Below are 13,877 nucleotides of genomic sequence, written 5' to 3' on the forward strand. Positions count from 1 at the left end.
ACTTCATTCTAAACGAGGCCATCGCTGTGGGCTTTTTTTGCGTTCACGTTCAGGTGTTGCACTTAATTTTATAATTCATCAATGGAAATAAATTTTCGGTTTGATGTAATCTTCTGCTAAAAGAAAGTTTAATTTACCCATTTGATGTATTCACCTCCATGAATATAAATCCCTTTTAAAAAATGTATTTGAATCATTTTACCTATTAAAACTTTAATAATGTTCTTTGATTAGTTAAATCTTATCATGTCTCGCATGACCATCGAACTGTTATCGGTTGGGAAAATCGGCGTATGAAATAGTAGAATATTCAAGGATTTTTGACTCGTTTTCCTAGATTAGTATTAAAAGAACAAGGATATACGTAAAAATCATTAAAAATTAGGGCGAAGGAGCTATTTGTGAAGATGGAATATAACTACGGGAACCTAATTAAAGTAGAGAGAATGCGACGTGGTATAAAACAATCAGTATTAGCACGTGGTATCTGTTCGATATCATATTTGAGTAAAATTGAGAATAACCAAACTTCGCCTAGTGAAGAAGTTCTAGAATTGATTTTTGAAAGGTTAGAAATCGAAGTTCCACTTTATTTTGATCTCAGCGAGCAAGTTGACAAAGTGAAAAATGAAATAAGAGAAATTTTAAAACACGCTATTTTAACAAGAAAAGATGCTGGAGGACAAAAAGATGTTGAAAAATATCTTTCAAATCCAGTGGTCACACAATCTAAGGAGCTATATATTACGCTCTTAATGACTTTAGCTCGATTCGGTATGATGCCCGGCGGGAATGATAAGTATCTAAATGAGATTGGATGGATTGAGGATCAATTAGACTTCGATAATAAGCTTAGGTATATCATGATGAGAAGCCTTCAAATGTTTCATCAAAATGAAAGAGAGGATTCTATAAAACTACTTGAACAATTAAATGAAGGATTGCCTCAGTCCCATATTCCAGATTGGGAAATGGCGGATATTAGGTATATAATGGGTGGGCTGTACTACAAATTCACTGATTTTTTGCAAGCAATCGAAAACGTTCGATATGCTCTTTCATACTTTCAAGAACATTTTTATGTAGAACGAATCGTTGAAAGTCACTTGATTATTGGACTTTCTTATAAACGTCGCAAACGGTATACAGACGCATTAACATTCTATGAAAAAGCTGTGAAAATAGTGAGTGCTACTGATTTAAAGAATTACTATGGCATGCTCTATAATAATATGGGTGATATATACTCTTTATTAGGCGAAAAAGAGAAAGCATTAGAGTTCTTCATTGAAAGTTTTGAATATAAGGTAGAAGTCAGTAGTAAGTTGTTCAGTGTTTTATCATTAATAGAAGTTTACTCTGATCATGGGGACCGAAAAGGAGTCTTAGAATGGCTACAAAAAGGTGACGAATTAATAGGTGACAGAGAAGACTTGAAAATTTTTATGCAGCATTTTGATGTGTATAAAAACTACTACAAGGATTATAATCAGGAAAAATTAGTAGAAAGCTTGAAAAGAGCGGTTCGATATTTCGAATCTTACGATGAATATCTATACACGAACAAATATGCCCTTTGGTTAGCGCGAGAGTTGCGGAAAAATGGCAAGTATAAATTATCAACAGAATATTATGAAAAGGCAATTAACATCATGTCTTTATGGGATTAAACGCTTCTTACAAATATAGGAGGCGTTTTTTTGCGCACAAAAAAAGAGACGCCCGAATCGTCTCTCAAGGTGTGGTGAAGTAGTGGACCGTCCAATAGGGCTCGTTTTGGAGCGCTTCAATCTCAACGTGGCCATTTTGTACTTGTTGAAGGAGGTGGATGATATGTTTCTGCAAGTTTGAATCGTGGGAGCCGCTATGAAGAATCCCATCCTCGCTCGCGATGATATAGAAGCCGCCAAGACGGAGCGGGATGTGCTTGCGGACCGTCGTCACAGCTTTTTGAAGCTCGGCTTGTCCGCCGTGCAGTGGGACCGTCACGTCAAAACGTCCCCATTGTTTAAAATCACCTAGTTCTGAAAATGTCGGTGGGTCGCGATGATCCAACTTCATGACCTCCAATCGTGTCGTTCTCTTCCTGTTTAGTATAGCTGTTTTTCTCGTGTCGGCGTAGGACAATAATCTCATAGGTCGCGCCGAGTTGACACTTCGTAGGCTAGTGTTTGTCTTTTTCTAGATTATGTCAAAACAATCCTTCTAAAAAGCAAAATTGGTTGAAAAAACACGGCCGGGAACCCCGGCCGTGTTCATTGATGGACGACTTCTTTTGAAGTTGGCAATTCACAGATGAATGTACTGCCTTCGCCGTACACAGATTCCACATGCAAATGCCCTTCATGGGCTTTTGCGATTTCTTTACAGATGGCGAGCCCGAGCCCGGTACCGCCGATTTTTCGTCTGTCCGAATTGTCGACGCGATAAAACTTGCCGAACAAGTTTGGAAGGGCGGAAGAAGGAATCCCGATGCCGTTGTCGCGGACTTTCATGACGACTTGGTCTTCGAGCCGTTCAAGCGATACGAGTACGTTGCCGCCGTCTGGTGAATACTTCACAGCGTTACTGAGCAAGTTGCTGAGCAACTGTCGCATGCCTTCAAGGTCTGCTTCAATCGTGAAGTCTTGCGTCGAATCGGCATCGAGGTGGATGTGATGATGATCCGTCGTCTCTTGATAGAACGTGATGCTATCGCGGGCGAGTTCATACAAATCAACCTGTTCCCATTCGAACGTCTGCTTCCCGGCCTCCATCTTCTGTAGGTCGAGGAAGTCGCTGACGAGGAACGACAAACGCTTCGCTTCATCGTGAATTGTTTTCAAATAAAGCTCACGACGACTTTCTTTCAAATCACGTTCGAGCATTAATTCCGTGAATCCGTAAATCGAGGATAGTGGTGTCCGCAATTCGTGTGATACGGTCGATACGAGCTCGGACTTCATCCGGTCGATTTCGGTTTCGGCCGTCACGTCACGCAAGACGAGCATCGTGCCATGTAACTTCCCGTCACGGTAGATGCTTTCGGCATACACTTGAATGAAGCAATCCCCTTGATCCAGTGAGATGAACAGCCCATCTTCAGGTGGTTTGCGGTCGAAGACGTGCTCGACGTAACGGATGAACTGTTCGCGTTGGTCGACCCGTTCGGCGAGTTGCTCCACATCGATCTCAACGTCGGCGAGTTCTTCGTAGCCACAGTAATTGAATGGAAGATCGTTGAACATACGAATGAAAGCGCGGTTGCCGACAATGGATTCTTCTTCATAGTTCAAATAAAGAATCGCTTCTCGCACCGAGTTGATCAATTGGGCCGTCTCTTTACGGTCTTGTTGCATTTGACGGTATAGCTGCATCCGTAATAATGAAATGGCGAGCTGGCTCGCGAAAGCGTTCAACTCTGACTTCTCGCTTGCGTCGAACTGTTCATCGTAACGGGCGAGATACAAGCATCCGATCATCTGGTCATCGGATGGGTCCATGATGGGGATAACCGTTTCATATATATAATACGGAAACTCATGCAAATCTTCGGCCACTTTTTTAGAGGTTTCAGCCGGCAACTTTGAGATCATGACGCGCTTCAATAGGAGTGACTTCGTCTTCAAGCTCTCTTGTTGTTCCTCGGTCATCTCTTTCGGGACGACCGAGCTGATTTCCCCATCTTTGATGAGAAGGAGCGCACCGAATTCAGCTTCCGTGAGCAGCGCAATTTTTTCAATGACCGATGAGTAATCAAATAGTGACTCTTTCGAGGCCAATACTTCGATCAACTCGTTCCGATATTGGAGTTTCGTCTCATTCTGTTTCGACGCTTCGAGCACGTGCTCCAACTCATCGTGCTTCGCCCGCATGTTCTCGTTCTGTGCGGCCATCCGCTTGATGAGGGGACGCCCTATCAATAAAATGGCGCTAATAAACATGACTAACCCGATCATCCAAATCCAGCGGAGTGTCGACAGCTCACTCGACGAGACCAACCCATCCCGAACGAACCAAGCGCCGATCGCTGTCAAGACGAGGCTCATTGCGCAAACACCGTAAAGGATACCGAGGATTTGACGACTGTTCAATTGTTCAATCCACTTGCCCATAATACGCTCTACTTCCTTCCTTATCCCAAAAACCATCTCCAAACTATTCATCTTAATACTCGAAATCATACAAAAGGTTTCCTTCAATGAAAACCGAACTGCTCATCGGATGCGCATTCCACATTTCTTTCTTTAAAATTCGCATATCTAGAGCGATATACCCCGTATTTTAAAAAGCTACACATTCCGATGTGCTTTCGTTTGACAGAAACGAGGGACGAGGACTAGCGTAAAGATGAGAAAACTAGAAATGAGGTGCTATTATGCTTTCCATCGATCCACTTGCTTTGACCGAACGAGATACGTATAAATTCTTGATCGGCAGTGTCATTCCACGACCGATCGCCTTCGTCACGACTCGAAATGGCGAGATTGTGAATGCGGCCCCGTTTAGCTATTTCAATATCGTCGCCTCACATCCGCCGCTCGTTTCCGTCTCGGTTCAACGAAAGAACGGCGTGATGAAAGACACGGCGCGCAATGCTGTCGCGACGGAAGAGCTCGTCATCCATATCGTCGATGAATCGAACGTCACGCTCGTCAATGAAACGGCGGCGTCGCTCGGGCCGGACGAAAGTGAGCTGAAACGCACGACGTTCACACTCGCTCAAAGCGACGTGATTCAAACGCCAGGTGTGAATGAAGCGAAAATCCGGATGGAATGCGTCTTGCACCATCACGTCCCGATTGAGCATGAAGGGGTCGTCACGGCCGATTTATTGATTGCCCGCGTTGTCCGTTTTCACATCGAGCCACAACTTTACCAAGCCGGCCGAATTGATGCGGGGCAACTGGCGCCAGTTAGTCGGCTCGCGGGAAATTTCTATGCCAAGCTCGGCGAGAGGTTTGAAATCGAACGACCAAAGTAAAAATAGTTATGCGTCCGCCAGATTACGAGGCAGGGCGCCTTTTTTCGGGTAAAGAAGGAATAGCCCATTCACGTGGTGTATTTCTTTCAATCGGTCGTATGAATGTGTCACAATAAAGTCAGAACATTCAATTATATTACTGTAGCGAACAAGAGAAAAAAAGGGGAGTCGGCCATGTCCTATCGTCCAGCTGTTCAATCTATTATTCATGCCATCGAGACGGTGATCGTCGGAAAAGAAGACGTCATCGCCAAAAGTTTGACCGCGTTACTTGCGGGCGGACACGTGTTGTTAGAAGATGTACCGGGCGTCGGGAAAACGATGCTCGTCCGTACGTTCAGTCGCGCCATCGACCTCGAATTCAAACGTGTCCAGTTCACGCCGGACATGTTGCCTTCCGATTTGACGGGCATCTCGATGTATAACCAGAAGACGAAAGAGTTTGAATACCGACCGGGCCCGCTCATGGGCAATATCGTGTTAGCGGATGAAATCAATCGGACGTCCCCGAAAACTCAGTCGGCGTTGCTTGAAGCGATGGCGGAACGAAGTGTGACGGTTGACGGCGAAGTGAAGATATTACCGTCTCCGTTCTTCGTCATGGCGACCCAAAATCCGATTGAGCACGAAGGGACGTATCCGCTCCCTGAAGCGCAACTTGACCGTTTCCTACTGAAAATTGAGATGGGGTATCCATCGTTTAATGAAGAAGTGGCGCTTTTGACACGTTTTGAGAATGCAGAGCCTCTCGAAACGCTACAGAGCGTCGTGACGAAGCAGGAAGTCGAACTGATGCAACGCGAGGTGAAACAAGTCCACGTCTCGAGCGCTGTCAAACAGTATATCGTCCGCTTGATCCATGAGACACGCAAAGATGCGAACACGTATCTCGGTGGCAGCCCGAGGGCGACACTTGCCCTTATGAAGGCTTCCCAAGCGTGGGCGTATATTCACGGCCGCGATTTTGTTTTGCCGGACGACGTCAAGGCGCTCGCGACGAGCGTGCTCGGGCATCGGATCTTGCTGACGGCAGAAGCCCGTTACAAAGGCCGGACGGCAGACCAGCTCGTGAAAGGATGGCTCGACGAACTTCCGGTTCCGATGGATCGTGAGGTCAAAGAAGTATGAAAAACTGGATGAAGCTGTTCGTTGTCTGGGCGGCGGCATTCGGGCTCTACTCGTTCGCGCGAATCGAGGGAAGTATCGTCGCTTCGACACTTTGGTGGTCGTTCCTTGTCTTGGCCGTGTATTGGACGCTCTTCATGGTCTATCCGGTCACAGCTGCGAACGTGTCGCGCCGTGTCACGACGAAACGTCTCGTTTCCGGACAAACGATGGATGTCGAGCTTCAAATCGAGCGGAAGTATCCGTTTCTCGTTGGGGTCGTCACACTTGAAGAGACACCACCTGAAAATCTGGCTCATATGACCGAACCGATCGTCACGCCGGTCGACCGCTTTTTTCGCCGGAAAGAGACGGTCCACTATGAGATCGAACAGATCAAACGCGGCATCCACGTATTTGATCGAACGCGGTTGCACGTCCGCGACGTGTTCGGATTGTTCGACCGGATGAGAACGCTCCGTCTTGAGACGGTCGTCGAAGTATCGCCGGCCGAACTGCCTTTCGATTTGCCGAGAGATGAGCAAGTCGGGGGGAGGGGCGAACAGTATCGTCGGACACGGACGTACACGGAAGTCGCGAACACGACGAGCGGGGTGCGCGAATATGCGGCCGGCGACCGCATCGGCCGCATCGACTGGAAAGCATCGGCACGCCGCGGCAACTTGATGACGAAGACGTTCGACCAAGAACAAGAGAAAAAACTATCCCTTGTTTTCGTCCCGTCCGCATCTGCCGGTCACGAAGAAGCGTTCGAACGCTCGCTGTCGCTCCTCGTCGGGGCGATCCGACAGCTCGAACGAAAGAACTTGCCGTTTGAACTTTATGTGATTGAAGAGCAAGTTCGCTTGTTCCACCTGCCGGACCAAAGCGCCGACGTCGGTCATTACTTGTTGACAGCGACGCCGGAAGCGGAAGGGCGTCTCGTCGAACGCGTAAAACGGAATTTGCCGCAACAATCGGGTAACCTCATCTTGATTAGTCCGTTCGAAACGAAATGGGTGCGCGAACTCATGCATGAGACACAAGGTAGCTACCACCTCTATACAGCAAACGAGGTGACGACATGACCGCATGGATCAAACGGATCGTTTACACGGCGCTCGCCGCCTATTTGTTGTCGTTTTGGGTCGAGCCGATTGTCGGTAGCACGACGTTCGACGTGACGTGGCCGTTCTACTTCTTATTACTCGTCCCGATGTTTGCGAGTCTTTTGCCTTGGTACGGCCTGATCGGCGTCGTCGTCTTTAACTTTTTGGCCGTCTTGTACGTCTATCATGGCAGTCTGCTCGATTGGTTCGGGATTTGGCTCGAAGATTTGAGTGGTGTCTTGAGTGGGGGATTGCCGGAAGAAGCCATCTTCTTTTCGGCGATGGCGCTCATCGGTGTCTTGTTCGCCATTCTCGTCGGCCGGACGTACCCGAGCTATGGATTTGTGCTAGGGATGGTCGTCTCGACGCTTGGATTGATGGCGTACTTTGATACGTGGACACTTTATGACGGGGAAAGCCAAATCGTACTCGCGATTCTTGCCTCGTTGTTCCTATTATTCGTCACGGATTTGGCGAAACGGCCGAGCAAGTCACTCGTCCGTTACGTCAGTATCGCATTGCTCACCACGGTCATTCTTGTGTTGGCGAGTATCTCCCCGACGCTTGACGGCGATTGGTCGGATCGGATTACGACAAGTTTTCAAAATGCCGTGAATGAAGGGCAATCGAGTACCGGACGTGTCGGGTACGGTGTGAATGATGAACAGCTCGGTGGACCGTTTGAACAAGACGACGGGATCGTCTTCATCGCGCGCGGTGTGCCGGCCCGGTATTGGCGCATCGAAGCAAAAGAGATTTATACCGGAAAAGGCTGGGTCGAGTCTCCGGTGCTTGATTCGGAGTATAACCGAGGCCAACTTGTCGACCAAGACGTCGACACGACGCCGGAGCAAGCGCTTCTCCGGTTCGACCGCCGACAGACGTTCGTGCCGTACGGTGGCGAGTACCCGCAAGCGGCCGAGACGGAGAACGGGACCGAGTTCCGAGTCGGAAGTATCGAAGAGACGTTCCCGAACGAGACGATCCATATCCGGCCTTCGGGGAAGATCGTGTTCGACAACGAGAACCAGGCGACCCCACGGACGATTCAGTTGCGCTACAGCGTGCCGTCATTCACGGAAGACCAGCTGAACTTGAACGAACCGGTGACGACGTTGACGGATGAAGAGCAACAGGCGTATTTGCAACTGCCAGACACTCTTCCGGAGCGGGTCCGGGACTTGGCCGCTGAGATCACGGCAGACAGTGAGACGCCTTACGAACAGGCGCAAGCCGTTCAAGCCTACTTCCGGTCTGGCGACTTTGAGTACAACACGGAAGAGGTGGCGCTCCCGGAAGGCGACACGGATTACGTCGACCAATTTTTGTTCGACACACAGCTCGGTTATTGTGATAACTTCTCGACTTCGGCTGCTGTCTTGCTCCGCGCGAACGGTGTCCCGACTCGTTGGGTCAAAGGATTCACGATGGGTGATGCCCGAGGCGTGATTCAAGGACAGACAGAGCATACCGTCCGTAATCGCCACGCCCATTCATGGATTGAGTATTTCGTGGAAGGGGCGGGTTGGGTTCCGCTCGAAGCGACGATCAGCTTCTCCGAGGCGAACTTGCTTCAAATCGAGACAGAGTCCGATGCTGGTTCTGACCCGGTGTCGAACGACCCGCAATCGTCTGATGATAATGAACCGACGAACCGTCCGCAAGAAGATATTGCGATCGACGATGTCGCCACAGGAGAACTACCGGAACAAGCGCGCAACATGCCGGTTTGGGGCTGGGTGCTCATCGTGGTCGGTGTCGCTTTCCTCGTCTGGAACCGTAAAGCGATCGAACGGGCACTCATGTTGCAATGGTGGATGCGTCGCCCCCTCAGTGAGTCGAGTCTCGTCGGCATGCACCGCTATCTCGTGAAGCGGTTACGCGCGGCCGGGTTCAAAGTCGACGGCCGGACCCCGTCCGAACTGGCGAAAGAAGTCGATGCGTACTATGAAACCGAAGACATGACTCGGTTGACCCGACTGTTTGAGCAAACCATTTATGCGGATCAGCCGCCGAATTCGAAATATAAAGAATATTGGAAAATCATGATTCGCCGAATTATGAGTTGAAGTGACAAGGCGCATACAGTAAGATAGACGCATTAGTTAGATAATTGAACAATGCATTCCTTCGTATATACTCGTGAATTGGCGCGAGAGTCTCTACCGGACCACCGTAATGGACCGACTATGAAGGAGCACGTTTCGTATACAAAGAATTGGGCGTGCTTCTTCTTCGGTTTGGTGAATCCGTGGGAGAGGCTCGTCCTTTTTTTGAGCAGAAGGCAGAAAGGTGGAGGTTTTGTGAAGATGGAACAAGAGATGATTTTGGTGCTCGACTTTGGAGGACAGTACAACCAGTTGATCACACGCCGAGTACGTGACCTCGGTGTATACAGTGAGCTTCATTCACACAAGATGACTGCTGCAGAAATTCGGGAGCTCGCTCCGGCCGGCATCATTTTCTCGGGCGGCCCAAACAGTGTTTATGCGGAAGGCGCTTACAGCTGTGACCCGGAAATCTTCGAGCTCGGCATTCCGATTTTCGGGATTTGTTACGGAATGCAGCTCATGACACATCACTTCGGCGGGCGTGTCGAACGTGCGGCACATCGCGAATACGGAAAAGCGACATTGTTCTCGACGCCGGAAGCGTCAGCACTCTACACAGGCCTCCCAGTAGAGCATACCGTCTGGATGAGCCACGGCGACCTCGTCATGGAAGCGCCAGAAGGATTTGTCGTTGACGGAACGAACCCGTCTTGCCCGGTAGCGTCGATTAAAAACGATGACCTTAAAATGTACGGTGTTCAATACCACCCGGAAGTCCGCCATTCGGAATACGGAAACGATATTTTGAAGAACTTCATCTATGAAGTATGTGGCGCTAAAGGGGAATGGTCGATGGAAAACTTCATCGATATCGAAGTCGAGAAGATTCGTGAGATCGTCGGGAACAAGCAAGTGCTTTGTGCCTTGTCTGGCGGTGTCGACTCATCGGTCGTCGCGGCGCTCGTTCATCGCGCGATTGGCGATCAGTTGACATGTATGTTCGTCGACCACGGTTTGCTCCGCAAAAACGAGGCGGACAGTGTCATGAAGACGTTCGCTGACGGCTTCAACATGAAAGTCATTAAAATCGACGCGCGCGACCGCTTCATGGCGAAGCTCGCAGGTGTTTCTGATCCAGAACAAAAGCGGAAAATCATCGGCAACGAGTTCATCTACGTGTTTGACGAAGAAGCGTCTAAACTTGTCGACATGGACTTCCTAGCCCAAGGAACACTGTACACGGACATTATCGAGAGTGGAACAGACACGGCGCAGACGATCAAGTCGCACCATAACGTCGGCGGCCTTCCGGAAGATATGAACTTTACGTTGATCGAGCCACTCAACACGCTCTTTAAAGATGAAGTGCGTGAACTCGGAACCGAGCTCGGTCTCCCGGATTACATCGTCTGGCGTCAGCCGTTCCCGGGTCCAGGTCTTGGGATCCGTGTCCTCGGTGAAATCACAGAAGAGAAGCTCGAAATCGTCCGTGAATCGGATGCGATTCTCCGTGAAGAAGTGAAAAAAGCCGGACTCGAACGCGATATTTGGCAATACTTCACTGTTCTCACACCAATCCGCTCAGTCGGCGTCATGGGGGATGAGCGCACGTATGACTATGCAGTCGGCGTCCGTGCCGTCACCTCGATCGACGGGATGACGTCGGATTGGGCCCGCATCCCTTGGGACGTGCTCGAAAAGATCTCGGTTCGGATCGTCAATGAAGTCAGTCACGTCAACCGGGTGCTGTACGACATCACGTCGAAGCCACCAGCGACGATCGAGTGGGAGTAATTTTAGCGTGGGAAACTGCTGCGCAATCTCAAAAGACGAACATTAAGGGTTAATAAAACGATAAAATCCGTTATTTGTGTTGACATGCACGAATGACGCTGATAAGATAAAAACGTTCTTATTATATCCGAACAATTCAAAATAATTTTGCCGTATAATGTCGGGAATATGGCCCGAGAGTCTCTACGAAATCACCTTAAATGATTTCACTACGGCGAGACATAGATGGGGACGTCTGTCCCTTTATGTTTCGCGTGGGGTCCTCGGTCATTTGCCGGGGACCTTTTCTCGTTTACGGCGAGCCAAGGAGGAAAATCAATGAGCACACAGCTCAAGCAAGAACCACAGCAACAACCAGAAGGCCGGATTGAGCGTTACTTCCAATTGAACGAACTTGGGACGAACGTGAAAACCGAGCTCGTCGCAGGATTCACGACATTCCTCGCCATGGCGTACATTTTGTTCGTTAACCCGAACATTCTCGGGGCAGCGGGTATGGACACAGGTGCCATCTTTGTCGCGACCGGCCTTGTCGCCTTAGTCGGATCTGTGATGATGGGTTTATTCGCGAACTACCCGATCGCCATCGCACCGGGAATGGGATTGAACGCATTCTTCGCATACAGTGTCGTCATCGGGATGGGCATCCCATGGCAGACGGCGCTCTCGGGTGTCCTCGTCTCAGGGCTCTTCTTCATCGTTTTGACGCTCTCAGGCATCCGTGAAACAATCGTCAATGCGATTCCCGCACCGCTCAAAATGGCGGTCGCGGCCGGTATCGGTTTCTTCATCGCTTTCATCGGGCTTAAGAACGCAGGAATCGTCGTCTCAAATGAAGCGACAGTCGTCGGACTCGGTGCACTCGGCACAGGGACGACACTCTTGGCTGTGTTTGGTCTTGTTGTCACAGCGCTTTTAATGGTCCGTAACATTAAAGGTGGGATTTTCATCGGGATGCTCTTGACGGCAATCGTTGGGATGATCTTCAACCTTGTTCCGACACCGACGGCCATCTCGGATGTTGTCTCGATGCCGCCGAGCATGTCTTCGACGTTCGGCCAAGCGTTCATCAATTTTGGTGAGATCTTCACGATTCAAATGCTCGTTGTCATCTTGACGTTCTTCTTCATTGATTTCTTCGATACGGCTGGTACGCTCGTCGCAGTCGCTCGTCAAGCAGGGATTATGAAAGACAACAAAGTACCTCGTGCGAGCAAAGCGCTTATGGCTGACTCGACAGCGACGGTGGCGGGTGCAATCTTCGGCACATCGACGGCGACGTCTTACGTCGAGTCATCGGCAGGTGTTGCGGCTGGTGGTCGCTCGGGTCTTACGGCGATCTTTGCAGGGCTCTTCTTTGGTCTCGCGCTCTTCTTCTCACCGTTACTTGCAGTCGTAACAGCGCCTGTGACGGCACCGGCACTCATCATCGTTGGTGTGTTGATGGCCTCGGCACTGCTTGATATCGATTGGAAGAAGCTCGAAATCGCAATTCCAGCATTCATGACGATCCTTATGATGCCGCTCACTTCCTCGATTGCAACGGGAATCGGCTTGGGCTTCATTCTTTATCCGCTCATGATGATGGCGAAAGGGAAGACGAAAGAGATCCATCCGATCATGTACGGTATGCTCGTCATCTTCCTTGCGTACTTCATGTTCTTGCCGCACGCATAAACGGCATAAAAAAACGGCTCATTACGAGTCGTTTTTTTTGTAGGCTGTATTCTCCGGAAGGAAAGGGTTGTACATGGTGAGCGCATGGTTTTCTGTGACGAATTCGTTGCGGAGGAGGATACCGTCAAGAGAATTGACCTCGCGGAAAATTTGATTATGTCGAATCGTCCCGCCCCACCATTCTTTCGTGAAATGGTGGTTTTCTTCGTAGATTTTGTATGTGACGACGTTCGGTGTGTCCGATCGCCATTCTCCGACGAGATCATCTCCTTCTATATATAGAAGTAACTGATAAGAATGGTCGGTTTGATTCGTGATTTGTAAGTCGAGATAGTTGTATGAGCAAGTCGCACCGCTTCCGAACGGCTGGTCGCGTCTTGAATCTGGGAAGACGTCGTAACTATGGCGATAGCGTTCAGTGACGGTGAGGGGGCTGTGAAGAGTGATCCAGTAAATTAAGTTAGACAGTTGACAGAGTCCGCCCCCGATCCCGCTCGTCACTTTCCCATAATGCAAAACCATACCATCTACATAGCCTTTTCGTTTTGTCGGTCGCCCGATTTTCTTCCAATAAGACAGTACCTCGCCCGGGGAGATGATAGACCCGTTCAAACGTTGAATCGCAAGGTTGAGGTTCTTAACTTTGTTTTGTTGCATCTCCAAGTCGACGTCTCGTAATTTGCGATACAGTGGCGTGCGATGAGTGTGGACCAAATAAGGGAGCGGGGACGTGTTTTGTTTTGACGCATAACGTCTTCCGTCGAATAGCCAGGCGAGACGCCGTTTCACTGTGTAGACTTGAGTACCGGCAAAGATGCGTAGAGCGGAACGGCGTTTAGGTTGTAGTTGCTGCATATGTGATCCACCTTTTTAATTGGATTGAAGTAAGTAATAACGGTATTCAACCTATAGGTAATTTTTCCCTTCTTTCTATTTAAACCGTAAGGAAGACGGAGTGAAAAATAATTTAAAGTTTTTTTAGAATAATGCTTGCCATGCGGTTCGGGTAGATGCTATAGTTATCTCTGTTGCCAGCGATGCTCACGGAAACGTGAGAAAAGTTGTTGACACTCAATAGTGATAAATGTTATTATCATTTAGTCGCCAAGAGCGGCAGACGAACTTTGAAAACTGAACGATGAGGCAAAAATAAGTTTTACAAGTTTTGATTGAAGCGCA

General features: G+C 49.1%; 10 protein-coding genes and 2 riboswitches. Of the genes, 7 read left to right on the plus strand and 3 right to left on the minus strand.

Features of this window, described 5'->3' with window-relative positions; genetic code table 11:
* Positions 1-407 precede the first annotated feature (407 nt).
* Positions 408-1,670: a tetratricopeptide repeat protein gene (locus tag L971_RS14210; RefSeq protein WP_047376417.1), complete on the plus strand. Its 1,263-nt coding sequence runs from the start codon at positions 408-410 to the stop codon at positions 1,668-1,670.
* 64 nt (positions 1,671-1,734) lie between these two features.
* On the opposite strand, the gene L971_RS14215 is transcribed toward L971_RS14210, so the two are convergent.
* Entirely contained in the window at positions 1,735-2,055 is a 321-nt protein-coding gene (locus L971_RS14215) for a hypothetical protein (protein WP_156111542.1), read from the minus strand.
* A gap of 200 nt (positions 2,056-2,255) precedes the next feature.
* Positions 2,256-4,094 (minus strand): ATP-binding protein, encoded by a 1,839-nt coding sequence (locus L971_RS14220; protein ID WP_047376422.1) that lies wholly within the window; start codon positions 4,092-4,094, stop codon positions 2,256-2,258.
* A gap of 263 nt (positions 4,095-4,357) precedes the next feature.
* Here L971_RS14220 and L971_RS14225 point away from each other — a divergent pair, with 263 nt between their 5' ends.
* From L971_RS14225 to L971_RS14250, 6 genes are all read left to right on the plus strand, one after another.
* A complete protein-coding gene (locus tag L971_RS14225) occupies positions 4,358-4,963 on the plus strand; it encodes a flavin reductase family protein (RefSeq protein WP_024371975.1) in 606 nt (201 codons plus the stop codon).
* Positions 4,964-5,137: 174 nt separating this feature from the next.
* A complete protein-coding gene (locus tag L971_RS14230) occupies positions 5,138-6,091 on the plus strand; it encodes a MoxR family ATPase (protein ID WP_024372554.1) in 954 nt (317 codons plus the stop codon).
* The gene (locus L971_RS14235) at positions 6,088-7,155 is read left to right on the plus strand and encodes a DUF58 domain-containing protein (protein WP_047376424.1); all 1,068 of its coding nucleotides are present in this window, start codon (positions 6,088-6,090) and stop codon (positions 7,153-7,155) included. The genes L971_RS14230 and L971_RS14235 overlap by 4 nt, the downstream gene beginning before the upstream one ends.
* On the plus strand, positions 7,152-9,245 hold the full coding sequence (locus tag L971_RS14240; RefSeq protein WP_047376426.1) for a transglutaminase domain-containing protein: 2,094 nt from the start codon (positions 7,152-7,154) through the stop codon (positions 9,243-9,245). The genes L971_RS14235 and L971_RS14240 overlap by 4 nt, the downstream gene beginning before the upstream one ends.
* A 41-nt stretch (positions 9,246-9,286) precedes the next feature.
* Positions 9,287-9,386: riboswitch (purine riboswitch) on the plus strand.
* A 99-nt stretch (positions 9,387-9,485) separates the two neighbouring features.
* Complete coding sequence (guaA, locus tag L971_RS14245) at positions 9,486-11,021, plus strand: glutamine-hydrolyzing GMP synthase (protein ID WP_047376428.1); 1,536 nt, start codon at positions 9,486-9,488, stop codon at positions 11,019-11,021.
* Between the two features lie 130 nt (positions 11,022-11,151).
* Positions 11,152-11,253, plus strand: a riboswitch (purine riboswitch).
* A gap of 86 nt (positions 11,254-11,339) precedes the next feature.
* Entirely contained in the window at positions 11,340-12,698 is a 1,359-nt protein-coding gene (locus tag L971_RS14250; RefSeq protein WP_034798727.1) for an NCS2 family permease, read from the plus strand.
* Positions 12,699-12,719: 21 nt separating this feature from the next.
* Here the strand turns inward: L971_RS14250 and L971_RS14255 are convergent, their stop codons facing one another.
* Entirely contained in the window at positions 12,720-13,553 is an 834-nt protein-coding gene (locus L971_RS14255) for a VanW family protein (RefSeq protein WP_047376430.1), read from the minus strand.
* Between the last annotated feature and the right edge of the window lie 324 nt (positions 13,554-13,877).

It is taken from the genome of Exiguobacterium sp. ZOR0005 (genome assembly GCF_000798975.1).
GTDB lineage: Bacteria > Bacillota > Bacilli > Exiguobacteriales > Exiguobacteriaceae > Exiguobacterium > Exiguobacterium aurantiacum.